The organism is Chromobacterium sphagni, from assembly GCF_001855555.1.
Classification (GTDB): domain Bacteria; phylum Pseudomonadota; class Gammaproteobacteria; order Burkholderiales; family Chromobacteriaceae; genus Chromobacterium; species Chromobacterium sphagni.
In genome coordinates this window covers 1-22,679 of sequence record NZ_MKCT01000034.1, presented here as the reverse complement: position 1 = coordinate 22,679, position 22,679 = coordinate 1, and the positions used below count along the sequence as shown (strand labels likewise).

The window sequence follows — 22,679 nt, the reverse complement described above, 5'->3', positions numbered from 1 at the left end:
TATCTATATTTGTTTACACGAGGGGTGGCGCTGGGTAGAATCTCGCCGCTTCAATTGGCGAATTGTAAGCGCGGCCCGCGTGGCGTCCGCTTGCGATTCCGTTTCGTCCTGTCCGGCGCTGTCTCTGGGGTGCGCCGGGCACGGTCCGCCTCCTCTTTGAAGCGCCAGCCCGGCGTTGCCGGCCTGGCAAGCCATCTCAAAACTACTACTAGAAAAGCTGATGAAAATGACGTTTGCGATCAAGACCGCAGGCTGCGCCGTAGCCGCCGCCCTGCTCGCCAGCCCGGTGCTGGCCAAGGACTTCTCCGTTGCCGTGGTGTACGACCAGGCCGGAAAATTCGACAAGAGCTTCAATGAAGCCGCCTTCAATGGCGCAGAGCGCTTCAAGAAGGAGTTCAAGATCGATTACCGCGAAGGTCAACCCAGCAATGATGCGCAAAAAGAGCAGGTTCTGCGCAATATGGCGCGCAAGGGCGTCGACCTGGTAGTGGCGGTCGGCTTCGCCTACACCCAGTCCATCGAGACCGTGGCCAAGGAGTTTCCCAGCACCAAGTTCACCCTGGTGGATTCGGTAGCCAAAGGCGCCAACGTCCAGAGCATCGCCTTCAAGGAGCAGGAAGGCTCTTTCCTGGTGGGCATGGCCGCCGCGCTGAAATCCAAGACCGGCAAGGTGGGTTACCTGGGCGGCATGGACGTGCCGCTGATCCGCGCCTTCGGCTGCGGTTACGCTCAGGGCGCGCGCTATGTGAACCCGAAAGCCGTGGTGCTGCAGAACATGCTGGGTACCACCCACACCGCCTTCAATGATCCTTCGCGCGGCAACGAACTGGCCAAGAGCCAATTCGACCGCGGCGCCGATGTGATCTTCGCCGCGGCGGCATTGTCCAATGTCGGCGTGATCCAGGCCGCCAAGGCTTCCAGCAAGTTCTATATCGGCGTGGACAGCAACCAGAATTACATGCAGCCGGGCGTGGTGCTGACCTCTATGGTCAAGCGCGTGGACAATGCCGTGTATGAAACCATGCGCGACGCCAAGAACAACGCCTGGAAGCCGAGCGTCAAGCTGATGGGCCTGAAGGAAAACGGCGTGGACTGGGCGCTGGACAAGTACAACCGCCCGCTGATCACGCCGGAAATGGAGAAGAAGATCGTGGCCGCCCGCAAGGACATCATCGCCGGCAAGATCAAGGTGGTGGATTACCGCGCCGCCAACAGCTGTCCGGTGAACTGATTTTCAGCCAGTTCCCGATCCGGGCCCCCGTTGTTCGCGGGGGCTTTTTCTTGCCCGCCGTGGCCTGCGGCCGCCGCTTGTCCGCAGAGTCAAGCTCGATGATGAAGGTATATTTCCCCTGCAACAGCTTGCCGGCCTGCGCAAATGGCGGCTTTATGGTATTCTTGCGCCCCTCGTCAAAATAGCCGTGACCCGTCACCCATCCATGAAAGACCCTTGCGATCATTACACCTTCGACCTGATCGGCGGTGTGCAGAAGAAGCCAGGCCGCAAGCCGCTGGGAGAGCGGGCGATGACGGTGGCGGAGCGCAAGCGGCGCAGCCGCGAGATGCGGCGCAACCGGCTGCAGGAGCTGTCGGTGACGGTGGAGCTGAGCCGCGACGCGCAGAAGTCGCTGGACAAGATGATAGAGTGGTGGGGCGTGAGCAAGAAAGAGGCGATCAACCGCGCGCTGATGATAGCGTGCCAGTCGCAGACCGGCCGCACCGGCACTTTGTTCGATTTTGAGCTGCCGCCGCAGGGAAAAAAGAAATCCCCGCGCCGCAAAGCGCAGGGATGAATTAGAAAAGACTAAATAAAAAACGCCGCGATTCGCGGCGTTTTTTATTACCCGTAGCGTTTCATCGCTTCGATCGCCAAGCCGCTGCCTATGCTGCCGAACAGATTGCCTTCCACGTGGTGCGCCTTGGGCAGCAGGGCGCGGATGCCGGCGCGCAGGGCGGGCACGCCGCTGGAGCCGCCGGTAAAGAATACCGTGTCGATGGCGTCGGCTTGCAATTGGGCATCCGCCAGCAGTTTGCCGACCGTGGCGGCGACCCGGTCCAGCATCTGCCCGATGCTGGCTTCAAAATCCAGCCGGCCAAGGTCGCAGCGCAGGCCGGCTTCAATGGGGTCCAGCGCCATGCGATGGCTGTCCTGGTCGGACAGCGCGATCTTGGCGGCTTCCACTTCCATCGCCAGCCAGTGGCCGGCGCGCTGCTGGATCAGCCGGAACAAGCGGTCCAGCTTGCCGGGTTCGGCCGCGTCGCGGTGCACGTCCTGCAAGTCCATCCAGGCCTTGCGGGTGTAGGCGAAGTTGATGGTGTGCCAGGTGGCTAGATTGAAGTACTGGCTGGACGGCATCTCGGCGTTGTTGCGCAGCCGGGTCTTGAAGCCGAACAGCGGCATCACGCCATGCAGGCTGAGCTGGCGGTCGAAATCGGTGCCGCCGATGTGCACGCCGCCGGTGGCCAGGATGTCGTCGCGGCGCTCCGCTTGCGTCCTGCGTTCCGGGGCCAGGCGGATCAGGGTGAAGTCCGAAGTGCCGCCGCCTATGTCGACGATCAATACCAGTTCTTCCTTCCGCACCGAGGCTTCGTAGTCGAATGCCGCGGCGATAGGTTCCAGTTGGAAGGAGATGTCCTTGAAGCCCACCTGGCGGGCGATGTCGGCCAGCGTGCTCTCGGCTAGTTTGTCGGCCTGGGGATTGTCGTCGACAAAGAACACGGGGCGGCCCAGCACCACCTCGTCGAAAGCGCGGCCGGCATTGGCTTCGGCGCGCAGCTTCAGTTCCCTGATGAACAGGGTGAGCAATTGGCGGAAGGGCAGCGCCTTGCCTTGCACTTCGGTTTGGCCATCTATCAGGCTGGAGCCCAGCAGGCTTTTCAGCGAGCGCATCAGGCGGCCTTCATAGCCGTCTATGTATTCGCGCAGCGCTTCCCGGCCAAAGCGGGAATGGTCTTCCTCGTAATTGAAGAACACTACCGACGGCAGCGTGATTTTGCCGTCTTCCAGTTGCAGCAGCGTGTCCTGGCCGGGGCGCAGCCAGCCTACGGTGGAGTTGGAGGTGCCAAAGTCGATACCGCAGGCGCGGGCAGCGGTTTGGGGCGTCATTCAGGCATCTCCTTGAAATAAAAAGAGGCGCGATGGTACGCGGAAAGGCGCGGCATGGGAAGGGGAGGCGCGTCAGTCTTTGCGCTTGAGCCGGTGCAGCTGGTTGGCCTGATGGCGGGCATCCTCTTCGCTGTGCAGGTAGCGGCGAGTGGTCTGGATGCTGGCGTGGCGCAGGTTCTGGCTGACCAGCAGCAAGGGGATGCCCGCTTCCAGCTGATGGCTGGCCGCGGTATGGCGCAGCCAATGGGTGCTGGCGAGGGTTAGCTGGCTGCGTATTTCGTCACTGGGGGCGTGTTGGCGGGCGCGGGAGAACACTTCTTTGCAGATCAGGTAGATGGCCTTGTCCGACATCGATTCATGGCGGTTTTTCTCGCCGATGCGGCAAACCAGCGGGGTCTCGTCGTCGGCGGCGATGTCGGCCGCGAGGCCCAGGCTTCGGCGGTAGCGGCCATATGCCGCCATCAGTTCGTCAGACAAGGGTATCCTGGCGGAAACATCGCCCTTGCCGACGACATTCCACCACCAGTTGCCATGGCGGCGGACAAAGTCGCCGGCCTTGGCGCCGGCCACTTCGCTGCGGCGGGCACCGGTCAGATACAGCAGGGTAATGAGCCAGCGCGCGCGCTCGGCGTGGCGGATTTCCTTGGCGTTGCCGCGCGGCAGCTGTTCCAGCGTGGCTTGCAGATGCAGCCAGCAGGCCGCGTCCAGGAAGCGTTCCACCTCTGCGCCGGCTTGCCGGCGGCTGCGGCGGCGCAGCAGCTTGAACGGGTTGCCGTTCAGATAGCCGGCATCGTTGAGATAAGCGAACATCGCGCCGAGCACGGTCAGGCTGTGGGCAATGCTCTGCGGCGTCAGACCCTTGCTGAATGGCTTCCATTGCGGATGGCTGCGCGGGCGCGGCGGGCCTATCCATTGCTCCGCGGGGTAAGGGGAGGCCAGGAAGCGCTGGTAGTCCAGCACGTCTTCCCGCTTCAGCCGGGCCAGGTTCTGCTGCCTGCCATTCAGCCACAGCAGCAGCCGCTCTGCTTCCTTGCGGTAGCTGGCCAGGGTGGCAGGCTTGTCGGCGTGCTCGGCCAGCCAGGTCAGCACGGCTTGGCCGTCGGACTGGGCCTGGATCAGCAGCGGCGTGGCAGGCGGCAGGCGGGGGGTGTCGGGCAGCATGGCGAATCGAGTGTGGTGGTCAGGGCTGGATTGTAAGGGAACTCGGCATGCGCAGGTTGTTCCCCGCCAACTTCATATTTGATTTTGGCGGCTGGACGGCTGCCCGGGCATGGCGAGCTTGCTGACCGATGAGGCCTGATAAAAACAGCGCGGCGGCGCTTCCTTGGCACCGCCGCGCTGTCCTTGGCAGCTCTGATTGGCGACTGATTAAGAATCCATGCCCAGCAAACGTTGCAGCTTGCCGATAATCTGTTGCCGATTGGCTTCTTCCTGCCGGTAGGCCTGCTCCGCCGCGACCACATCGGCGGAGCAATGTGGACAGGCGGTTTCATCGGGCTGGATGTATTGCTTGCAGCTGCGGCAAATCGCCAGCGCGGCAGGAGGGCGGCCGGTCTCCGGTGCCCGTTTGCCCTGATTCTTCCAGGCCAACTCTATGACTTGCCCGCTGCGGCTGATCTGGCTGACCACCTTGCCGGTGGCGATTTCTTCGGTGACGAGATCGAAGCGGCCGACTGCGAAAGAAGTTTGGGCGGCGTCCTGCAGCTTGACTATGCGCTCGCGCAGGCCTTTTTTTTGCAGATCCAGCGTGCGGTGATGGCAATAGGGATTGTTGCCCGGCTTGCCTAGCAGAGAGTGGGAGGTCCAGGTACAGCCGCCGCGGCAGACGTCGTTGTAGTAGCAGGTTCGGCAATAGCCCCACAAATCTTCCACCGAACGCAGGCGGCCGAAGTGCATGCCCTCGCTGTGATGCCAGATGTCGTCCAGCGTCATGTCGCGGACATTGCCGCCGGAGAAGCCGACAGTGGCGAGCGATGGGCAGCCCTTTACGGTGCCATCGGCCTCCAGCGCCATCACCGTCTGACCAGCCGCACAGCCGGCCCAGTGCACGCGCTCGTCGCCGAAACCGCGCCAGATATGCTCATAGGGCCCGTAATAGCCGATGTTGTTGCCCACATTCATCAGTAGGCCGCGTTCCAACCCCTCCTTGTACAGGCGGGCCAGCAAGGGCATCAGGTCGAGAAGCTGGTAAGGCTGCAGCAGCAGCTGGTCATTGTCCACCGCATTGCCCATCGCCACTGTCAGCTGGATTTGCCAGTGAGTGGCGCCCAGTTCGATGATGCGGTCCATCAGTTCAGGCAGGTCCGGCATGGTGGCGGCGCCGATCTGGGTATTGACGCTGACGGCGAGGCCGGCCGCCTTGGCTCGGCGCAGCGCATCGACCGCCTTGTCGAACGAGCCGGGCACGTTGCGCACCTTGTCATGCAGCGGCGGCAGTCCATCCAGGGAGACGCCCACGCCATTGAGACCCGCATCCACCGCCTGCTGCAGCCGGGCAGCATTCAGGTTGCGGCCGCCGGTCTGGACGGCGCAGTACATGCCATGGTCGCGGATGGCGCGGATCAGTTGCGTCCAGTCCTTGCGCAGATAGGCTTCGCCTCCTATCAGCGTGATCTCGCGGGTGCCCAGCGCGGCCAGGGAGTCGATCACCTGCAGGCACTCCGCGGTATTCAGTTCGCTGGGGCGGCGATGGCCGGCGCGTGAGCCGCAGTGCAGGCATTTCAGGTCGCAGGCCAGCGTGATTTCCCATACCACGTGCACGGGCGTGTAGCGTTTGAAATCGTCGTCGCTGAGGTAGCGGGCGGGGCGTACGGCAGGACTGTCTAGCATGGAAGATGTCCTTGGCTGGTGCGCCGGCCTGATGGTCGGGCCGGCGCGGGAGTGGCTTACTGCTGTTTCTCCAGGCGGATGATCTCGCCCTTGAGCTGAGTCAGCGCGTTCTGGATGGTGTCGTGCTGTTTCAGCTGTTCTTCCGCTTGGCTGGCCAATGCCTTGAGCTGAGCGACATCGGTGCTGCCGCGAGCCTGTTGCAGCGCGGCGGCATAGAGCGGAATCGGGTGGTGGTGGGTGGGGCGGTGGCTGCCTTCCGCCGATTTTGCTGGCGCCTGCTTGTCTTCGGTCACTACGGCGTGAACCACGTTATGCCATGCGCCCTGATAGAAGAATCGGTAGCTGGCGAAGCCTTTTTCCCAATCTTGTTCCAGGATGCCTTGCAGGTGGAAGGTCTCGGCAATTTGGCTGTTGGGAGAGCTGGGGCTGCCATCCAGCGATAGCACGATGTGGTGCTCGGAGGCTTTGTCCAGCTTGGCTTGGGAGAAATGGCCCCAGACATTGGCGTGGAAACGCACTGGCGGGTTGGTGCTTTGGAAGATCTGGGCCGCGCCGGTCACTTTCTTGCTGGCGGTATCCACCACCAGGTCCAGAGTCAGGACGGGGGCGCCTAGATTGGGGGAGGCAATGGTCAAGCGGGTGTGGAACAGTCCGGCTGCTGCTGACATGGAGTACTCCTTGGTCATTTGGAAAAGTCGAGAACGGATGGACGAAGCCCCCTGCTAGCCTCCCAGCTTGGAGATTTCAGCCTTCAGCTCGGCCAGGGCCGACTCCAGTTGCGGCTTGCTGTCCAGCTGCTGCTGGGCCAGGCTGGCCAGGGTTTTCATGTGGGTCAGGTCGCCGCTGGCGATGGCGCTCTGGATGGGCACGCCGTAGAGCGGGATTACCCGTCCGCCCGAGGGGATGACCGGGCCCGGCTCAAGCGGGATTTCAGGGTAGCGGCGCGATTGCAGCTTTTCGTTCAGCTTGGCGGGAACGTTTTCAACCTCCACCCATTGCTGGCCGTTGAAATAGCTGTAGTTGGCCACGCCCTTCTTCCAGTTGTGCTCCAGCACCAGATGAATCTTGAAGTTGGCGGCGGAGTTGGAATGGGGGCCGCCCTGATTGCCTTGCGCCGTGATCAGTATCCTGCCTTCGCTGGGCGGCATGATGGTCAGATAGGTGTATTGGCCCCACACGTCCGAGTGCAGGTCCAGCGGCGGATTGGTGGCTTGGGTGACGCGGGCTGTGCCGGCTACGGTCTCTCCGGCGCTGTTGACCAGCAGGTTCAGTTGCAGGGTTTGGGCGCCGGGCGCGCCGGTGGTGATGATGTAGCTGACCGGAAACAGTCCTTCAAGAGCCTGAGTGTTGCCTGACATAGAACCTCCGCAAGTGGGACGATGATGCCGGGATCGGCTTAGCGCTTTTCCAGGCGGGAAATTTCACTTTCCAGATTCTTGAGCTGGGCGCGCAGATCATTCAGATACTGCTCGCTCTGCTTGTGCAGCTGTTTCATCTGGGGAAGACTGCCTTCGGCTATGGCTTGCTGAATGGCTACGCCGTAGGGCTGGACGGTATGGGTGGGCTGTGCGCTCATGTTCGTTTTCTCGAAGAAATTGAAAGCATGGAGAGGGGAATATGCGCGGGGCGCCGTCATTCGGGCTTGGCGAACTCCGGGCAGTGCTTTCTGATTAGCAGCTGGCCCGGTTTCTGCCCTGCCCTTAAGTACAGGGCGGGTGACGGAGAGGGGGATGAGGGGTGCGAGGGAGTTCAGTTGCAGCTGGAGGCCCGGTGAAGCGCGGCGCGAAAACTGTGCGCCATTTTGCGCGATAAATGGTGATCAACCCATTTTCCAGCATCCGCAAAAGAATTTCACTTCCCACACGAAGGGGCCGGCTGGCCCCTTCGCTCTTTCGGTGGACAATCACCAGTTACGGATGATCAGTTCCCCTTCTTGTCCTTGCTGCGGCCGGCGCCACCCACCGTGTAGGCAATGTCTACTCGCTCCATGCTCAGCCCATCAAAAGCCTGGCGCATCTCTGGGATGTCATTGACCGAGATGATCATCCGCCCCTTCATCGATTTGGCCAGTTCTGCCATGCGCTGATACTGGTGCAAACCGAAGTCTACGCCATAGCCCTCAGTGCCCCAGTATGGCGGGTCGCAGTAGACCAGCGTGTGCTCCCGGTCGTACTTCTTGATGCAGTCAGTCCAGTCCAAGTTTTCGATATAGGTGCGGCTCAGGCGTAGGTGGGCGGCAGACAAGTCTTCTTCTAGGCGCAACAGGTTGAGCTTGGGGGGACTGGTGGTGGCCGTCCCGAAGCTTTGGTTGTCCACCTTGCCGCCGAAGGCCATCTTCTGGAGGTAGAAGAACCTGGCAGCCCGCTGGATGTCGGTCAGCGTCTCCTCCGGGGTGATCTGCAACCACTTGAAGATTTGCCGCGATGTCAGCGACCATTTGAATTGCCGGACAAACTCTTCCATGTGGTGGCGTACGACTCGGTAAAGGTTGACCAGCTCCCCGTTGACGTCGTTGATTACCTCTACCTTGACCGGTTCCTTCAGGAAATAGAGCGCGGCCGCGCCGCAGAAGGGTTCGACATAGCAGATATGCTCGGGAAACAGAGGAAGGATGTGCTTGGCCAGACGGCGCTTGCCGCCAATCCATGGAACGATGGGTGCTGCTGTGATTTGTAACATCTGCAAGACTCTTTCCTGATGCGAAATATCCCGATAGGCTTGTTTCACCGTTGGCCAACGGCAATGACAGCCTTGGGATGACTTGCAGGTCTGCTCTGCGGGTCAGCTAGTCGAGCGGGTGCTCCAACACCTGCTCGACTGCTGTTTTCTGCACTATGCCGGGATCAGCGGCCAATCAATTTGGTTCGGAAAGCCTGGCTGATTCGACACTCGGGACAGCTCCACCTGGTAGCGCCGCCAGGCGGCCAACAGTTCGGCTTCAGCTGGCGTCGCCATGCCCAGGCCAGCCGCATCATGCAGCGGCACAATGGCCGCATCGGCCTGGCCGCGCCGCGCGGCGATTTCCGTTTCGACTGCGGCACGCTGTGCGGCCAACGCGGCGGCGTGGTCAACGCTCCAACCCGCGCCATCCCACACGCCAAACGGTGGCGGCGCCAGCTCGGTCGCGCCCAGCGCCTCCGGCGTGTCGCCCAGCTGCGCGGCAATCGGCTGCGCCGTGGCGGTGTCCCACAGCGGCACGCCGCGCCAATCCGGCAGCAGCTGCCAGCCGCCACCCAGGATGCAATGGGCGGGGATGCTGCCGTCGGCCGCGCGCCAGGCGGCCGCGTGGCGCGGGCCGGCCGCCGGAGGGGCAGCTTCTGCCGCCCAGGCGGGAATCAGATAGACCTCGTCCACATCCAGCGGCGAGCGTTGCGCCGTGGTTTGCCCGGTGCATTCGCCGGTCGCGGCGCTGTAGCAATACACTATTTTTTGTTCGTTCATTGGTGCCCCCTCAGACTTTGATGCAGGCCAGCAGCGCGACGTTGCGGGGCCGGGACTCGTTGCCGCCGGTGCTGTATGTCGCGTAACGCAAATACCTGCCGCTGCCGTTCCACTCTCCCAACAATTCATTTGACGCCTGCCGCGCGCCCAAATCCAGCGGCGCGCCGCCATTGTCCACGAGGACAGTGTCCTGGCCGGCAATATTGCCTGCCGGTGTCGGGATGGCGTGATCGTGTGCCAGATTCTGAGAGGCCTGGCGGCTACCAAAACTGCGGCCGGCGACGTCTACACCGCCCCCAGCATCCCAGCCGCGGATAAACTCGCCGCGTAGATCTGGCACGCCGAATGTGGTTTTGCCATCGCCAGCGCCGAATCGCTCACCAATGGCCGCAAACAGTGCGGCGTAGGTTGCGCGCGATACATCCTGCGCGCCGTTGCAGATGATCCAGCCCGGCGGCGGCGTGTCGCGGGCGAAATAGGCAATCTGCCCAGGCGGCGCGGCGGCGGTGATGCCATCCTGCGTGGTGGCGGCATCCGCCAGCTGGCGCCACACAGTCCAGCGGCCCTGATAGCGGCAGCGGTGCCAGAATCCCCCATCGGCAAACGCCTGATAGGTGTGATAGACCATCTCGCCGGTCGCCCTCACGGTCAGTTGGCCGGCCTGTGGGCAGGGCCAATTCTTGCCCTTGATCGCATTATCGTTGGCGGGGTTGTGGTAAATGCCGGTGATAGTGAGGGTGTCCAGATCTACCGCCGATGCAATGTCCGCCCGCAGTGGAAATGCATCGGCGATGCCGTAGCCGGCCAAGGTACTGGCTTTGTCGGCTTTGCCGGCCAGCTTCTTGGTCAGGTTGGCGGCGAAGCTGGCGTCATTGTCCAGCGCGGCCGCCAGCTCTTGCAGGGTGTCCAGGGCGCCCGGCGCGCCGGCGATGACGTTGCTGATAGCCGCTTGCAGCTCTGTTTTGCTGGCGGCATCGGTGATGCCGTAATCGGCCAGCGTGCTTTGCCGGCCGGATTTCAGAACCTTGACCCAGGGTTTCCAGATGCCGTTTTCCAGCCGCTGTTCATACGTGTCGCCGCCCCACATCCAGTAGACCTGATTGCCCCATTTGTCGTTGAGGAAGTGGGTTAACAGCATGCCATTACACTTTACCGGCGCGTCGACAACCTGCCCGACGGCATCCACATGATAGAGGCCGTTGGGGCGGATGGTTTGCAGCGATCCAGTGGTGATGTTCTTGGCGCGGCCAGCCAGGCCAATGGCATTCAATGCCTGCGCCACCTTCAGCGGCGTCATTGCCAGGCTGTTGTCGTTGCCGGCTTCAGCCTCTGCCTGGCTGGCGATGGCGATGCCGTAACCATCCAGCGTTGACGGCCGGCCGCTGGCGATCTTGCTCCAGTCCAGTGCCGGCACGTCCGCTGCCGCCATCTGCCGGCCGCTGGTGATGCGCCCCTTGGCGTCCACCGTTACCATGCCGTAGTTGCCCGCAGCTACGCCGGTATTGGCCAGCGTCATGGCGGCGCTGACATTGCCGTTGCCGTCAAAGTTCACGCTCCAGGCGCCATCGCCCGTCATGGCCAAGGTCCGCGAGGTTTTCAGCCGGTCGGCGTACTCGGCAGTCAACGCACCGGAGACCAGGTCGTCCACCTGCTTCTTCAGGTAGGCGGTGCGGTTGGCCAACTGCTTGCCCTGCAGGTTATCGATGCCATCCGGCCCGGCCAACACCGGATCGGAGGTCTCCAGCTGATAGATGCCATCCTCCCAGACGGACTTTTCCGGCAAATACGACATCAGGCACTCCCTCGGTTGAATTGTTTGTCACGGGTGGCAATCGCACCGTTATGGCGGTTGGCCACGCCCTGGTAGTCCAGGCTGGTCAGGTGGCAGCGAGCCGGCGCATAGACAGCCAACATGCTGCGGACCTGGTTGGCCTGGTCGTTGGTGATTGGTTGCTGCAGCAGTACGCGGTAGCGGGCCCAGGCGGTGGGTTCGCCGTGGAAATAAATCCCGTTGCGGCGGGTGGCGCCATCATGTTGCTTGTCGGCCAGCCCCTCGATCAGCGTCACCTCGCCCAGGCCCAGGCGGCGGATCACCTCGCGGATCGCCCAGGGCGTACCCTTGTAGCGATGCAGCTCAATGGCCGTTTTGATCAGGTTGCGCCGCGCATCATCGGACTCGGCCAGCGTCCAGCCGTCGGCGCCGGTCAGACTGAACTGCTCGGCCAGGTGCGGCAACGCCGAGCCGGTCACGTTGTCCACCAGGTAGACCAGGAGCGTGGACAAATCGGCATCGCTGATCCTGGCCGACAGCGTGGCCAGGATGCGACTGCGGGCGTCCCCGGCCAGGGCGGGCGGCAGCGGAAGATCAGCCATTGGTCGCCTCCGTAGGCATCAGCCTGATGGCGCTGCAGCGCGCCCATTCGTTCTCTGCGAGCTCCAGCCGCTGCGGACTGATCAGCGTGACCTCGTAGACGCCGTCCACCTGCAGCGCGGCGATGATCTGGCTGGGAACGATGTCTCGGCCGAGCGCGGCCGAGTGGAAGCCGGCATAGGTCGCGGCGCTTTCGTTCGCCGCTGCACGAACCAGGACCGCATCTGCCGAGCCGAACAGCTTGAGCTGGGCTTCAATCACATAGTCCACGGCGGCCGGTGCCAGCGCCTGCACGCGGTCGGTCAACGGCCGCACTTTATCGGCCGAGCAGGTGGCTTGCACCAGGGCGAGCATGTTGGCGTCAGGCAAGCCGGTTTTCAGCAGCGGGTAGAGCTGGACCACGCCAGGCGTGGGCGACAGCACCGCGACGTCGACAATGTTCTGGTGCGCGCGCAGGGCGTGGAAGCGGTAGGCTTGGCGGCTGCCGGCATTGGAGAATGACTCAGGCGCCAGCATGATTCGCTCGCGCAACCGTTCGTCGTCTTCCTCGTCCACGCCTCCGGCCGTCACCGCGGTGTTGGTCACCACCACGTCCATGTCGCCCAGGTCGTCCATCAGGTTGACGATCTGGCCAGGCTGCCAGCCGTTGCCGGCGCTGCCCGCATCCTGGCAGGTAGCGGCAATCTCCAGCGACATCATGCCGGCCGGCAACGTCGCCGCCTCATCGGTGGCGAAGGCCACCACCCCGTCGCCGCTCTCCACGCGGGTGCCGGCGGGAATCAGCAGCGGGTTGGCCAGCGGCGCATCCAGGGTAAAGCGCAGCGTGGCGCGGGCCGGCTGGGCCCGCAGACGGGTGACGCCCACCAACTGGCCCAGGTAGTCCAGCATAGGCGCGCGGGCAAAAGCCACCAGGTTCTGCTTGGCCGCCTCCTGAATGCCGACGCGGACCAGCGTTTCGCGGTAGGCGATCAGGTCGATCAGCAGCCGCTCCACCTGGGCCGGGTACAAGGTCTTGCCGCTCATCTGCTCGTACTGCGTGATGATTTCGGCGGTGATGGCGGCCGGGTCGCGCGCGATGAAGTCGGGCTCGGGCAGGGTCACAGCCTCACCTCCGTTTCCCGCACGCCAGCGGCGATGCGCCAGGTCACGCGCAGGATGATGCGGGCACCGTCGATCAGCGGCGCCACCTTCACCAGCTGGCAGCGCGGCTCCCATTGCCGGATCGCTTCCACGGCTTCGCGCACCACATGCGGCACGGCTTGAGTGACCGGGTAGTCGATATACAGATGGATTTCAGAACCGAAGTCCGGGCGATGCGGATCGCTGCCCTTGGGCGTGGTCAGGATGATGCGGATGCACTGGTCGATATCCGCTTCAGCCTCGACCAGGTCGGGGTGGTACAGCGCGGGTTGCCAGTGAAGGGAGTCAGATAGCCGGTTCATGCGACAATATTGACGTATGAACCGTGCGAGGGACTTTAAAGGGGTTTACTGCTAAATCCTACCGAAAAGGTCCGGATTACTTGAAACTAAAATGTGTGCTTGTCGATGGCCTTACTACCAAACGTACCTCATGGTGGCCCTGATAACGCGGATCATCCGGTATCACGTCACGCACATCATGGACGACTTCCACTACTTCAAAGTTTTTGTAGCGATCTTCCCCTTGCTGAACATCAAGGAAGGAAAAAAACTTGATCAACTGGCCTTTGAGTGGAATCGCATGGAGCCTTACTTGCCAATAAGTTCCATCACACTCAATTGTTGCCTTTATATGCGGTTGCAAAATCTCTTCGCTACCTGAGATTGACATATAACCTCCGATGTTGAATGCATTAATGGGAGTGGTGGTTGGAGTTTCCTCCAGCATCCATAATAACGCCATTGGCATTGACATCACCATCCACCTGCACATTCCCGCTGATCACCGCCGCCGAACCGGCCCCGCCCGACACTGCCATCCCGCCTTGCCCCACCAGTTTGCCCTTCACCAGGACATTGCCACTGAACTCGGTATCCGGTGCGTCGACGGTTACCTTGGCCCCGGCCTGCACCAGGACAGTGGCGCTTGCCTCAACCACCACTTTCTGTACGCCGGACACGGTCAATACATGGCTGGCTCGGTCGTACTCTAGCAGCGCGCCGTCCTTGAACCGCACCATGAACTTGTCGCGGCTGGTGGTCGGCGGCAGGTCGGCTTCGGAGTAGATCGCGCCCAGGATCACGCCATCCTCGCCGTGGGCGTCCAGTAGCACTGCTACCTGCTCGCCGGTGTCGTAGGTCCAGCATGCCTGGTCGTCCTGGGTTTTCGGATAGGCGATGGGCAACCACATGGTCCGCATATTGTCCATGTCCGGCAGGCGCACACGGGCGAAGCCCGGCTTGCTGGCGCTGACGGTGCCGTACTTGATGGTGGCGCCGAACTCGTCCAGGGTCTCGTTCATTTCTTCTTGCCTTTCTGCGGCGTGGTGCCGACCACGTCGACCTGGCCGTTCTTCATACCGTAGACTTTCAGCCCTTTTCTAGCAGCCTTTTTGCCGGTGCGGCCGGAGCCTTTCTGCACCGGCAGGCTGGCGCGCTTCACCTCCAACTCGGTGGAATACCCGCTGCTGCGGTCGATCCGATGGCGGGCCGATTCCACCAGGTAGCGGCCGTTCAGTTTGCCCAGGCCAGCCAGGTCAAACGTAGTACCCGCCACCAGCTTCGGCTGGCCTGGCAGCGCCAGGCTGCCGGATGTCTGCTCCAAATTGCTCTTGTCCATCGCCGCCTTCACCTTGGCATGGGCCGTCGCCCTGGACGAGGCGCGGCCGGCCATCTTCAGCGTGTCGCCGCTGGTGCCAGGCGTATGGCCGCCTTTCTTGCTGGTCTGGGTGGTGTGGCCCACCTCGGCCACCTGGCCAGCCTTCATCCCATACACCACCAGTTTCTTGGTCTTGGGGTTGTGGCGCTTGAGCTTGGCTTCCTGGTAAATCTCCTTGATCTTGTCGCGCAGGTGAACCGAGGTCAGGTCCGTCCTTTGCAGCGTCAGCACCGCCGCGCCGTCGCGCAGGTCGGCCAGCTCGCTAAACACCATCTTGTTGCCGGTGATCTTGAACACGTAGCCGAACTCCCGTGCCAGGCGCACCAGGAACGCCACGTCGCGCTCCTGGTACTGCGTCACCCGGTCGATGCGGATGTCGCGGATTTTGCCGACCAGCACCAGGTGGTTGCGTTTGGCGATACGCTGGGCGATGGCCGCCAGCGTGGTGTTCTCATAGGCCCGGCCGACACGCGTGCGCACCGACTTCTTCACGCCGGCCGCCAGCGCTTTGATCGACACCGTGGACGGCGGGAAGGCGAACTCCACCTCGTCGATCTCGAACTCGCCGCAGGGCAGCAGCGGCTCGCCGGCATAGCCGATCTTCAGTGTCAGCTTGTCGCCCTGGCGCGGATACCAGGCATTGATCCAGCGGCCGTCGCTATCCTCCAGCGCCACCTCCAGCTCGTCAGACTGGCCGGACAGATAGTCGGTATACGTTACCGACAGCACGTAGGGCGAGATGTCGCTGGTGATGTTGTGCTGGCCATAGGCGAGCTGGAACACCGGGTGCGGAACCGTATTCAGCGCATCCATAGCGGCAGCTCCTCAGCCAGATCGGCTTGTTCAATCACCGGGATGGACAGGGTCAGCCCGGCCGGCAGCGCCAGGCCCAGCGGCGCGTGCGGGTTGGCAGCGATGATCTGCTCATAGGCCAGCGCGTCGCCGTAGTAGCGCCAGGCGATCTGGTCCCAGCGCTCGCCCTCGCGGGTAATGTGGTTCAGGAACATCAGATGGCCCTCGTGATGACCTTGGCGGCCAGCTTGCTGATGGCCGGCGACGCAGCGTCCAGCGCGCTGCCGGCTGCGTCCAGGTAGCCGGCGTAGGTATCCAGCTTGCCAGCCAGATTGCCGGCGTTGACCGAGCCCAGGGTGTTTTGCGCGCTGCGCACCGCGGCCACGGCATTGGCGCCGGCGCGGGCGATGCCGGCGGCCTCTGGGAGCTTTCCGCTCACCTCGGCCAGTTGCTGCAGCGGCGTTGCCGCGCGCTGGGCATCGGCAAGCAGGCCGGACACCCGGCCGAGAGCGGCTTGCGGATTGCCTGCCATCTGCTTGGCCAGTTGAGCCGAGTCGCGCGCCAGGCGGATAGCGGCCTGGCCCTGGTTGGCATAGGCCACCGCCTGGCGGATGTTGTCCCGCACCGACGAGGTGGCGGCCTTCAGCGTGCCAGCGGCTTGGCCCACCGGAGAGGCGACGGCCGCGGCCGGAGGTTGCGCCGGCTGCACGGCGGGCGGCAGCGGCTTCTTCTTGTCGCCCACGTATTCGCGCAACGTGATGCTGGCCTCCAGCGCGATCAATGTGCCGGCCTTGTCGGTTTGCTTGCTGGTGGCTTGCAAATCGGTCAGGACGAACCAGCCCTTGTAATCGCCGTTGCCCAGCACCAGCGCCATCGCCTGGTGGTCCGTCAGCGCCTGGCGCAGCTTCAGCAGCTCGCGCTCCGGATCGCAGAACTGACTGTGGAACGACAGCTGGATGCGGATTTCGTCCAGCTTGTCAGCCATCCACTGCAGGCGCGGCTTGCCTTCAATCAGCGCATGCTCGGCATAGTCGGCGCCGAACTGCGACTCGAAGCCGTCGAAATAGGTAATGAGGTCGAATTGGACCTCGCCCAGGAGCGCAAACATTAGTCGAAGGCCCTCCGTTGCTGTTGTTGCAAGAGACGGCGCATCATCTGCTCCAGCTCATTCATCGACAGCTGCAACCCGGACTGAACCGCGCTCTTGACTGCTTCCGGCGCTCCTGCGGGCACGTTGATGACCGGGCTGAAGTGGACCACCATGCCGCCGCCTGCAGGAGCGCCTTTGCCACCCGCCTGCAGATGCTGCAGCCCCTCGGCCGCAACCTGCGTGCGCAGCTGTGGCTTGCCCCAGGCGTTGGTCGCGGCGCGGGCCATTGCGCCGGTCGCGCGCGCGGCGTGGATAGCGCTGCGGTCAATGCCGATGGCCGCGCCCTGGGCGATGTTGTCGCCAAAGCCCATGAAGACTCGCGATGGCGATTTGATGCCGAGGTGGTTGGTAAACCAGTTTTTGACGCCTGTCCCCAGGCCGACAATCGCGTCTTTCGCTGCCCCGAGTTTCGACTTGATGCCGCCCACCAGCCCCATCACCAGGTCTTTGCCGGCCTGCATGAACTTGCCGGGCAGCTCCCCGGCAAAGCGGAACACCGGCAGCCAGAACACGATCCAGCTGGCCACCTTGGCCTTCATCCAGCTCCAGGCGCTGGCCATGGACTGCTTCACGCTCTCCCACAGTCCGCTGAAGAAGGTTTTGATGCGGCCCCAGTTGGCGATGATCAGCCGCGGGATGCCGATGATGGGGATTAGATAGTTGAGGATGGGATAGCGTTTGAACACGCTGTCCACTGCGGCCCAAACTTTGCCGAAGAAGGCCTTGATTGGCGTCCAGTAGCGATAAATCAGATAGGCCGCGCCGGCTATCGCCATCACCGCGAGTCCAATCGGATTCATCATCGCGGCCCGGCCCAGCCACAGTACCGCCTGGCCCACTAAACGAATGCCGCCCAGCAAACCGCCGCCCAATACGCGGCCCAGCGCCAGCGCGCCGCGCGCGGCCAGCATCAAAGGCGAACCGAAGGCCATCGCAAAGCCACGGCCAAACGGGAGCAGGAAACGTCCAACCGCCATGACACCGCCGCCAACACTTCGCAGGCCGGAAATCAGTGGCGCGAAGCGGCCTGTCTGCCACAAAGCCCGCAATAGAGTCCACTTGCCAGAAACAGAAGTGATGGCCGATTTCAAAGAATTAAACGGTGACAGTAACAGCATGATCCCGTATTTGATTCCAATGAAGGCGAGTTTGCCAGCCAGCAAGCCGCCAACAAGCCCAATCACCCCTCTGATCAGACCGGGATGCTCCTTGGCCCATTCTCCAAAGGCTTTGATGCTGGGCTTTAGCTCCTGCAGCATTTCAGTCAATGGGGGTAGTAGTGTGTTGCCAATGGTAATGCCGATATCCGTCAGACCAATTTTGAACGCTTTGAACTGCTCGGTTGCGGTCTCCATTCGCTTCTTGAAATCCTCGCCTAGCAAATCCTTATCGCTGGCGGCTACCGAACCATCCTTGATGCTTTTCATGTCCTTCATATTGGCAATGGCGGGTCGGATAAAGGACATCGCCTGCATGTCTTGGAACAGCTCGCCCAACTTGTAGGCTTCGGACAACCGCTGAAGAGCAGCTTCCCGCTCCTTATCGTCCTTGATCGCCATGACCTTTTGAAACTGCCCCGCGGCTTCTGGTCCCTTTGAACCCATGTAGCGCGTAATGATCTCCAGCATCGACTGCACGGGAGTCATTCCCTCAGCCCGCAGGTTCATCATGCTTTTCTTGAGATCAATCCCCGCTTTCTCAAAATCTTTTAGGGTGTCGGGGGCGGTAATCTTCTGTAGGAAATTCTTGAAGTTGTTGGCCGCCTCGTCGTTTGATCCGGCCCCCTTGCGAGCGATCTGCAGCGCAGCGCCGATCTCCGCCACGGCTTCCTTGCCAGTGACCCCCAGAGCCTGGAACGACGGCGACAGCGCCGGCAGCCACTTCGCCATGTCGCGGATTTCAAACTGGCCGCGCTTACCCGCATACGCCAGCATATTCAGCGCGCCCTCAAAACTGTCCTCGCCCACCTTGAGGTTGTCCTTCAGCGCGATGGCCACGCTGCCCAAATCATCCATACTGGCGCGGGTTGAGGTGGCCGCCTTGGCCATGATCGGAGCATACTTTTCTAGTGCCTTGGCGTCTTGGATGCCGCCCGCCACCAGTACATTGGTGCCTCGTGCCACTTCTGCTTGAGCTTGGTTCCACTTGAGCGCAGCGTCGCGAACCGCTTGGCTAAGCTTGGCTTCCTCTGCAGGCTTGAATTCGCCAGTGATAGCCGTGTCGCGCATCTGGTCCTGAAAGTCAGCCGCCACCTTTACAGACTTAACAACAGGGCCTCCTAAGACCAGAGCCGTGCCTGCCGTTTCCATCGCTTGGCCGCGTAGATCGGCACGCGCAGCCTTCAACATCTCTCCCCGTGCCAGGCTTGTCGTCAGGCGTTCCTGCTTGCTGCGCAGTTGATCCAGGGTCTGGCCCAGTCGGTCATATTGACGCTTCAGCTCCGCGACATTGCGCGTGGGGTGGGACATCGCCCGCGCCATCGCGTCGCCCAGTCGGTTGTGCTTGAGCCGCAACTCATCGGCGACCTGGCCCAAACGCGCAGCGGTGCCGCGTGCAGATGCGAACGCAGACTGAAACGTGCCGGACAGCGCCGCGCCGATTTTTACCCCGATCAGCAGTTCATTGGCCATGCCATGCGACCTTTTGCTATGCTGTAAACATGTTTGAAAAAACCGCCCTCACTACCGCCAAAGCCATTTACTGGCTGGCCATCTGCAGCGGAGCCATCTGGCTTGCTTGGGTCTGCTTTGCCAATCTGCCGCTGTGGGCCGCGGTTATCCTGTTCGCCATCGCATTGCCGCTGGCAGCGGTAGCCGGCGCGCCCTTGGCGGCCGGCGCATCCTTTGCGACTGGCCTATGGTAGCGGTCTTGCTGGCCGTATACCGCCGCGCTACGCACTCCGGCGCTTGATCTCCCGCTCGGCCACTTCCACCCACCACCAGTAATCCACCATTTCCAGCCCGTCGATTTCAGAGGGCTGCATCCGCAACGCAATCCACAGCACTTCATCCAGCTGCTGCAGGCTGGTCTCCGGTGCCCACCATTTGGCGAAAACAATCGGAGAGCGCGCGGCTATCGGCGATGTCCAACTGGTCGATATCTTCCAGCGTCAGGCCAGTCATGCGGGCGAACAGGAAGTCTTCCTGGTCGGCGTCGTCCTGGCTGTGACGGCTGGCGGCTTTCAGGTCCGCGCGCTTCAGGCGCTTGATGTCCAGCGCTTCGATGCGTTGGCCTGCGGCGTTGGTGAACGGGTACTGCAAAGTGACCTTGCCCATGGAGCATCCTTCCGGTTGATTGATTGGGAACCACGAAAGGATTGTGGCCGGCGGAGGCCAAGAACGCCGTTAAAGGGCTTTAAAGAAGGGCTTGCACGTTTGGTCAGTCGAAAAGGTCAAGGTATCGTGGTATTTTGCGCGGCCATGAAACCCGTTATCCGATTGGGCGACCCCACCAGCCACGGCGGCAAAGTGGTCAGCGCCTCCAGCACCACCACTATGTTCGGCAAGGCCGTCGCCCTGGTGGGCGACTCCGTTACCTGCCCGCAGCAGGGCCACACCAATTGCGTGATTGTGGAAGGTGACCCCACCTGGACGGTGGGCGGCAAGGGCGTGGCGCTGGATGGCCATGCCGTCAGCTGCGGCGCCAAACTGATCAGCACGCTAGGTTCCGTCATGCGTGGTTATGAGGGCAGCGGCAGCGCCACAACAGGAGCTGCGGCTGATGTCGCAGCCGTTGCCGCGGCAGCAGCCGCAGCAGCCGCACTGATGTTTAATGACAAATACCAATTACGAGATGAGGATGGCCAACCTTTGAAAAATGCCGAGTACACCATCGTTCGAGCCGATGGCAGTAAAGAGAGCGGGAAGACGGATGGTAGTGGCCATACCCATATGATTGATGATCATAAGGCGGCGGAAATCGTGGCTATCCATATTGGGGATTTTGATGACTGATACCACCGCACATGTCAGCGAAACGGGCACGCCTTTAGTCAAGGTCGCGGAGAAGACCACCACGCCCGCAAGCGACAGCAGCGCCAAAGTTGTCAAAGTCGATAAGAAAGCCATACGCAAAGCGCAAAACGAGGCTTACCTCAGCACTCCCAATGTGAAAGCCTTTCTCGATACGATAGCCGACTGCGAAGGCGGCGATTACGACTTTATGTACGGCGCGGTCAAGGGTAAGAAAAACGATAAGTGGCGTATCAAAGACTATTCCACGCACCCAGGCCCAGGCGCAGGCGGCAAAACAACTGCAGCAGGCCGGTATCAAATTAACAAAGCGAACTGGACCGAGAACGGCATCAAGAAAATGGGGCTATCGGACTTTTCGCCTCATACGCAAGACCTGATTGCAGTAGAGGGTTTGAGGCAGGCTAAAGCGATAGAGGCCGTCGTAGACGGGGATATGGCCGTTGCCATCGGCAAGGCCGCCAAAACTTGGAACTCCATGCCTTTAGGCAAGGGCGCAGGCAACCGCGTGGCGGGTCAGCATTATTTCAAATATGAAGAAGTGGTGTCGATGTTCAAAGGCCATGGCGGAACCGTGAGTAAGGAATGATGATGAAAGCTTTGGGTGTGGCAATCGCATTATTGTCAAGCGCTGTGCTGGCTAAACCTATCTTCGAAACCTATACGGAACAGAAAACGGATGGCTGGCCCGGCGTATCCAAGATGCAGGCGGAAATGATCGTCAGCTTGGATGCGGATCTGAAATCTCAGGCCGACGAAGAAATGGCGGACAAGGACATCAAGGCTGGTGACTATCAGCAGCTGTTCGTCAGCCGCAAGCTCCCCCTTTCCACAAGCCACAAAGCTTTTCTGTTCGTTCGTCCAAAGTTAGAACCGTATCTCTCGACTTTCTATGGCGCGCACACCTTCTTTCACTGGATAGTGGATGAGCGGAACAACATCATCCATGCGGGCAATTCAGACGCTTTTCGGGTCTTAGGCAGCAGCAGCAACGGCATGAAGGACATAGAGGAAGCTCAGTGCCGTGGCGGGAAATGCTATTTGACTCGGCTTTCCTTTAAGGCAGGCAAGTACCAAGAGGCCTCTTGCTCCACCCAAGACATTGATAGCGGCAAGATCACGAAGGGTTGCAAGTAAGCCAGGCAATGCCAAACATGATGAAAGCGTTTGTCCTGCTGGTCTGCATGGCGACGATGCAATCGTCCGCAGGCGAAGCCGCTCCCCTCCAACAGCCTGGAGACGTCGTGCGTTTCCTGGAAGACGCGGATAGCTGCATACACTTAGCTGGCGAAATCAGTGGGGAGCGTTCCGCAGAGCAGCGGCAGCTAGTGAGGGAGATCAATCGTTACTGCGATAGCGCAAAGCGGCAGCTGAAGCGTCTGGACAAGAAATATAAGAGCAATGCGAGGGTGCAGGAGCAGCTGAAGCCATATCGGGAAGACTTAATTTAGTCGCCCTGTCGTCTGAAATAAACCGGGCCCGCAATCGCGGGCCCGGTTTATTTGGAGTGACGGTCAGCCGCCGATGTTGCTGCGGTAGACGGACAGCATGTCCTCGCCACCGACCCGGAAGATGTTGGCCATGTAGTCCAGCTCCAGCATCTCTTCGCCGTCCACTACCTGCTTGATGTAGGTGGCGGAGAAGGCGGAAGAGAATTCCGCGTTCTCATGCTGCTTGAAGGTGCCGAGCGGGTTCTTCTTGAACATCACGGTCAGGAAGGTGACCAGGCTCACCTGTTGCATGCGTCCCTGGGCGCCGTAGGTCTCGATGCTGGAGCGGGCCTGCAGCTGCACCGCCTGGAACGGGTTGGCGATGATCTTGGCCACGTCCTTGTACAGCGAGTTCCACTTGATCTCGCCCTCCAGCTTGTCGAAGCCGGCCGGCAGTTCGATCTTGCCGACCATGCCCAGCGCTTTGTGCTCCTGCATGATGGCGGACACATCCGGCAGCTTGACCTCCTCGGCGCGGCCCAGCAGCGAGTTGCCGTTGATGTAGATGTTGGCGTTGGTGATGCGGTTGATTTCAATCTTGCCGGCCATGGTCAGTTCCCTCCCTTCAGGCTGAGCAGGTATTCCGAGGTGATCTCGGTTTCAAAGGTCAGGCGCTCCAGCGGCGGCGGCACCGTGTACTTGTAGCTGATCAACAGATGGCCGGCCGACAGCTCGGTGGTCGGGTTGCGGGCCGGGTCGAACCAGGCCTTGAAGCCCAACAAGGCGCCGTCGC

General features: G+C 61.7%; 27 protein-coding genes and 1 pseudogene. 7 read left to right on the top strand and 21 right to left on the bottom strand.

All coding sequences use genetic code 11. From position 1 onward, the window contains the following. Window positions 1-220 precede the first annotated feature (220 nt). Together BI344_RS14105 and BI344_RS14100 are read left to right on the top strand one after the other, a co-directional pair. Window positions 221-1,231, top strand: coding sequence for a BMP family lipoprotein (locus tag BI344_RS14105; RefSeq protein WP_071113525.1), 1,011 nt, complete (start codon window positions 221-223; stop codon window positions 1,229-1,231). A gap of 205 nt (window positions 1,232-1,436) precedes the next feature. Then, window positions 1,437-1,790: a hypothetical protein gene (locus tag BI344_RS14100; RefSeq protein WP_071113524.1), complete on the top strand. Its 354-nt coding sequence runs from the start codon at window positions 1,437-1,439 to the stop codon at window positions 1,788-1,790. Between the two features lie 47 nt (window positions 1,791-1,837). Here BI344_RS14100 and BI344_RS14095 read toward each other — a convergent pair whose 3' ends face one another. The 18 genes from BI344_RS14095 to BI344_RS14010 all read right to left on the bottom strand — a co-directional run bounded on the left by BI344_RS14095 (window position 1,838) and on the right by BI344_RS14010 (window position 19,115). Beyond that, window positions 1,838-3,103, bottom strand: coding sequence for an Hsp70 family protein (locus BI344_RS14095; protein WP_071113523.1), 1,266 nt, complete (start codon window positions 3,101-3,103; stop codon window positions 1,838-1,840). A 72-nt stretch (window positions 3,104-3,175) separates the two neighbouring features. Next, a complete protein-coding gene (locus tag BI344_RS14090) occupies window positions 3,176-4,264 on the bottom strand; it encodes a tyrosine-type recombinase/integrase (protein WP_071113522.1) in 1,089 nt (362 codons plus the stop codon). A gap of 207 nt (window positions 4,265-4,471) precedes the next feature. Continuing rightward, complete coding sequence (locus tag BI344_RS14085; protein WP_071113521.1) at window positions 4,472-5,932, bottom strand: GDL motif peptide-associated radical SAM/SPASM maturase; 1,461 nt, start codon at window positions 5,930-5,932, stop codon at window positions 4,472-4,474. 56 nt (window positions 5,933-5,988) lie between these two features. Beyond that, a complete protein-coding gene (locus BI344_RS14080; RefSeq protein WP_071113533.1) occupies window positions 5,989-6,600 on the bottom strand; it encodes a DUF1842 domain-containing protein in 612 nt (203 codons plus the stop codon). 54 nt (window positions 6,601-6,654) lie between these two features. Continuing rightward, window positions 6,655-7,290, bottom strand: coding sequence for a DUF1842 domain-containing protein (locus tag BI344_RS14075; protein WP_071113520.1), 636 nt, complete (start codon window positions 7,288-7,290; stop codon window positions 6,655-6,657). A 38-nt stretch (window positions 7,291-7,328) separates the two neighbouring features. Then, window positions 7,329-7,508: a DUF1843 domain-containing protein gene (locus tag BI344_RS14070; protein ID WP_071113519.1), complete on the bottom strand. Its 180-nt coding sequence runs from the start codon at window positions 7,506-7,508 to the stop codon at window positions 7,329-7,331. 344 nt (window positions 7,509-7,852) lie between these two features. Further along, window positions 7,853-8,611, bottom strand: a complete 759-nt coding sequence (locus BI344_RS14065) for a DNA adenine methylase (RefSeq protein WP_071113532.1) — start codon at window positions 8,609-8,611, stop codon at window positions 7,853-7,855. A 153-nt stretch (window positions 8,612-8,764) separates the two neighbouring features. Continuing rightward, the gene (locus BI344_RS14060) at window positions 8,765-9,373 is read right to left on the bottom strand and encodes a tail fiber assembly protein (protein ID WP_071113518.1); all 609 of its coding nucleotides are present in this window, start codon (window positions 9,371-9,373) and stop codon (window positions 8,765-8,767) included. 10 nt (window positions 9,374-9,383) lie between these two features. Next, window positions 9,384-11,165, bottom strand: coding sequence for a tail fiber protein (locus BI344_RS14055; RefSeq protein ID WP_071113517.1), 1,782 nt, complete (start codon window positions 11,163-11,165; stop codon window positions 9,384-9,386). Next, on the bottom strand, window positions 11,165-11,746 hold the full coding sequence (locus BI344_RS14050; protein ID WP_071113516.1) for a phage tail protein I: 582 nt from the start codon (window positions 11,744-11,746) through the stop codon (window positions 11,165-11,167). The genes BI344_RS14055 and BI344_RS14050 overlap by 1 nt, the downstream gene beginning before the upstream one ends. Next, a complete protein-coding gene (locus BI344_RS14045) occupies window positions 11,739-12,845 on the bottom strand; it encodes a baseplate assembly protein (RefSeq protein WP_071113515.1) in 1,107 nt (368 codons plus the stop codon). The genes BI344_RS14050 and BI344_RS14045 overlap by 8 nt, the downstream gene beginning before the upstream one ends. Beyond that, window positions 12,842-13,186, bottom strand: a complete 345-nt coding sequence (locus tag BI344_RS14040; RefSeq protein WP_071113514.1) for a GPW/gp25 family protein — start codon at window positions 13,184-13,186, stop codon at window positions 12,842-12,844. The genes BI344_RS14045 and BI344_RS14040 overlap by 4 nt, the downstream gene beginning before the upstream one ends. 76 nt (window positions 13,187-13,262) lie before the next feature. Further along, complete coding sequence (locus tag BI344_RS24035; RefSeq protein ID WP_139167032.1) at window positions 13,263-13,613, bottom strand: hypothetical protein; 351 nt, start codon at window positions 13,611-13,613, stop codon at window positions 13,263-13,265. Further along, window positions 13,579-14,187 carry a phage baseplate assembly protein V gene (locus BI344_RS14030; protein ID WP_071113512.1) on the bottom strand — a complete coding sequence of 203 codons (609 nt, stop codon included), beginning with the start codon at window positions 14,185-14,187 and terminating at the stop codon, window positions 13,579-13,581. The genes BI344_RS24035 and BI344_RS14030 overlap by 35 nt, the downstream gene beginning before the upstream one ends. Continuing rightward, window positions 14,184-15,356 carry a phage late control D family protein gene (locus tag BI344_RS14025; RefSeq protein ID WP_071113511.1) on the bottom strand — a complete coding sequence of 391 codons (1,173 nt, stop codon included), beginning with the start codon at window positions 15,354-15,356 and terminating at the stop codon, window positions 14,184-14,186. The genes BI344_RS14030 and BI344_RS14025 overlap by 4 nt, the downstream gene beginning before the upstream one ends. Continuing rightward, window positions 15,344-15,550, bottom strand: coding sequence for a tail protein X (locus BI344_RS14020; protein ID WP_071113510.1), 207 nt, complete (start codon window positions 15,548-15,550; stop codon window positions 15,344-15,346). Before BI344_RS14020 ends, BI344_RS14025 begins: the two co-directional genes overlap by 13 nt. Continuing rightward, window positions 15,550-16,443, bottom strand: coding sequence for a phage tail protein (locus tag BI344_RS14015; RefSeq protein WP_071113509.1), 894 nt, complete (start codon window positions 16,441-16,443; stop codon window positions 15,550-15,552). The genes BI344_RS14020 and BI344_RS14015 overlap by 1 nt, the downstream gene beginning before the upstream one ends. Then, a complete protein-coding gene (locus BI344_RS14010; RefSeq protein WP_071113508.1) occupies window positions 16,443-19,115 on the bottom strand; it encodes a phage tail tape measure protein in 2,673 nt (890 codons plus the stop codon). Before BI344_RS14010 ends, BI344_RS14015 begins: the two co-directional genes overlap by 1 nt. A gap of 29 nt (window positions 19,116-19,144) precedes the next feature. Between BI344_RS14010 and BI344_RS14005 the strand changes: the two genes are divergently transcribed. Beyond that, window positions 19,145-19,348 carry a hypothetical protein gene (locus BI344_RS14005; RefSeq protein ID WP_206600402.1) on the top strand — a complete coding sequence of 68 codons (204 nt, stop codon included), beginning with the start codon at window positions 19,145-19,147 and terminating at the stop codon, window positions 19,346-19,348. A 142-nt stretch (window positions 19,349-19,490) separates the two neighbouring features. Here BI344_RS14005 and BI344_RS13995 read toward each other — a convergent pair whose 3' ends face one another. Then, window positions 19,491-19,760 (bottom strand): phage tail assembly protein, encoded by a 270-nt coding sequence (locus tag BI344_RS13995; RefSeq protein ID WP_071113506.1) that lies wholly within the window; start codon window positions 19,758-19,760, stop codon window positions 19,491-19,493. 144 nt (window positions 19,761-19,904) lie between these two features. Here BI344_RS13995 and BI344_RS23020 point away from each other — a divergent pair, with 144 nt between their 5' ends. Genes BI344_RS23020 through BI344_RS13975 form a run of 4 tightly spaced genes read left to right on the top strand, consistent with a single transcriptional unit; the run spans window position 19,905 to window position 21,907 of the window. Beyond that, window positions 19,905-20,438 carry a PAAR domain-containing protein gene (locus BI344_RS23020; protein WP_083370223.1) on the top strand — a complete coding sequence of 178 codons (534 nt, stop codon included), beginning with the start codon at window positions 19,905-19,907 and terminating at the stop codon, window positions 20,436-20,438. Continuing rightward, window positions 20,431-21,045: a glycoside hydrolase family 24 protein gene (locus tag BI344_RS13985; RefSeq protein WP_095210832.1), complete on the top strand. Its 615-nt coding sequence runs from the start codon at window positions 20,431-20,433 to the stop codon at window positions 21,043-21,045. The genes BI344_RS23020 and BI344_RS13985 overlap by 8 nt, the downstream gene beginning before the upstream one ends. A gap of 2 nt (window positions 21,046-21,047) precedes the next feature. Beyond that, window positions 21,048-21,593 carry a hypothetical protein gene (locus tag BI344_RS13980; protein WP_071113505.1) on the top strand — a complete coding sequence of 182 codons (546 nt, stop codon included), beginning with the start codon at window positions 21,048-21,050 and terminating at the stop codon, window positions 21,591-21,593. 17 nt (window positions 21,594-21,610) lie between these two features. After that, on the top strand, window positions 21,611-21,907 hold the full coding sequence (locus tag BI344_RS13975) for a hypothetical protein (protein ID WP_071113504.1): 297 nt from the start codon (window positions 21,611-21,613) through the stop codon (window positions 21,905-21,907). 63 nt (window positions 21,908-21,970) lie between these two features. Here the strand turns inward: BI344_RS13975 and BI344_RS13970 are convergent, their stop codons facing one another. Together BI344_RS13970 and BI344_RS13965 are read right to left on the bottom strand one after the other, a co-directional pair. Then, window positions 21,971-22,495, bottom strand: coding sequence for a phage major tail tube protein (locus tag BI344_RS13970; protein ID WP_047243715.1), 525 nt, complete (start codon window positions 22,493-22,495; stop codon window positions 21,971-21,973). Between the two features lie 2 nt (window positions 22,496-22,497). Beyond that, a pseudogene (locus BI344_RS13965) lies at window positions 22,498-22,679 on the bottom strand (phage tail sheath subtilisin-like domain-containing protein); the annotation flags it as partial.

Coding starts and splice junctions, on each gene's coding strand:
- BI344_RS14105 (WP_071113525.1), top strand. CDS start 221: ATGAAAATGACGTTTGCGATCAAGACCGCAGGCTGCGCCGTAGCCGCC.
- BI344_RS14100 (WP_071113524.1), top strand. CDS start 1,437: ATGAAAGACCCTTGCGATCATTACACCTTCGACCTGATCGGCGGTGTG.
- BI344_RS14095 (WP_071113523.1), bottom strand. CDS start 3,103: ATGACGCCCCAAACCGCTGCCCGCGCCTGCGGTATCGACTTTGGCACC.
- BI344_RS14090 (WP_071113522.1), bottom strand. CDS start 4,264: ATGCTGCCCGACACCCCCCGCCTGCCGCCTGCCACGCCGCTGCTGATC.
- BI344_RS14085 (WP_071113521.1), bottom strand. CDS start 5,932: ATGCTAGACAGTCCTGCCGTACGCCCCGCCCGCTACCTCAGCGACGAC.
- BI344_RS14080 (WP_071113533.1), bottom strand. CDS start 6,600: ATGTCAGCAGCAGCCGGACTGTTCCACACCCGCTTGACCATTGCCTCC.
- BI344_RS14075 (WP_071113520.1), bottom strand. CDS start 7,290: ATGTCAGGCAACACTCAGGCTCTTGAAGGACTGTTTCCGGTCAGCTAC.
- BI344_RS14070 (WP_071113519.1), bottom strand. CDS start 7,508: ATGAGCGCACAGCCCACCCATACCGTCCAGCCCTACGGCGTAGCCATT.
- BI344_RS14065 (WP_071113532.1), bottom strand. CDS start 8,611: ATGTTACAAATCACAGCAGCACCCATCGTTCCATGGATTGGCGGCAAG.
- BI344_RS14060 (WP_071113518.1), bottom strand. CDS start 9,373: ATGAACGAACAAAAAATAGTGTATTGCTACAGCGCCGCGACCGGCGAA.
- BI344_RS14055 (WP_071113517.1), bottom strand. CDS start 11,165: ATGTCGTATTTGCCGGAAAAGTCCGTCTGGGAGGATGGCATCTATCAG.
- BI344_RS14050 (WP_071113516.1), bottom strand. CDS start 11,746: ATGGCTGATCTTCCGCTGCCGCCCGCCCTGGCCGGGGACGCCCGCAGT.
- BI344_RS14040 (WP_071113514.1), bottom strand. CDS start 13,186: ATGAACCGGCTATCTGACTCCCTTCACTGGCAACCCGCGCTGTACCAC.
- BI344_RS24035 (WP_139167032.1), bottom strand. CDS start 13,613: ATGCTGGAGGAAACTCCAACCACCACTCCCATTAATGCATTCAACATC.
- BI344_RS14030 (WP_071113512.1), bottom strand. CDS start 14,187: ATGAACGAGACCCTGGACGAGTTCGGCGCCACCATCAAGTACGGCACC.
- BI344_RS14025 (WP_071113511.1), bottom strand. CDS start 15,356: ATGGATGCGCTGAATACGGTTCCGCACCCGGTGTTCCAGCTCGCCTAT.
- BI344_RS14020 (WP_071113510.1), bottom strand. CDS start 15,550: ATGTTCCTGAACCACATTACCCGCGAGGGCGAGCGCTGGGACCAGATC.
- BI344_RS14015 (WP_071113509.1), bottom strand. CDS start 16,443: ATGTTTGCGCTCCTGGGCGAGGTCCAATTCGACCTCATTACCTATTTC.
- BI344_RS14010 (WP_071113508.1), bottom strand. CDS start 19,115: ATGGCCAATGAACTGCTGATCGGGGTAAAAATCGGCGCGGCGCTGTCC.
- BI344_RS14005 (WP_206600402.1), top strand. CDS start 19,145: ATGTTTGAAAAAACCGCCCTCACTACCGCCAAAGCCATTTACTGGCTG.
- BI344_RS13995 (WP_071113506.1), bottom strand. CDS start 19,760: ATGGGCAAGGTCACTTTGCAGTACCCGTTCACCAACGCCGCAGGCCAA.
- BI344_RS23020 (WP_083370223.1), top strand. CDS start 19,905: ATGAAACCCGTTATCCGATTGGGCGACCCCACCAGCCACGGCGGCAAA.
- BI344_RS13985 (WP_095210832.1), top strand. CDS start 20,431: ATGACTGATACCACCGCACATGTCAGCGAAACGGGCACGCCTTTAGTC.
- BI344_RS13980 (WP_071113505.1), top strand. CDS start 21,048: ATGAAAGCTTTGGGTGTGGCAATCGCATTATTGTCAAGCGCTGTGCTG.
- BI344_RS13975 (WP_071113504.1), top strand. CDS start 21,611: ATGATGAAAGCGTTTGTCCTGCTGGTCTGCATGGCGACGATGCAATCG.
- BI344_RS13970 (WP_047243715.1), bottom strand. CDS start 22,495: ATGGCCGGCAAGATTGAAATCAACCGCATCACCAACGCCAACATCTAC.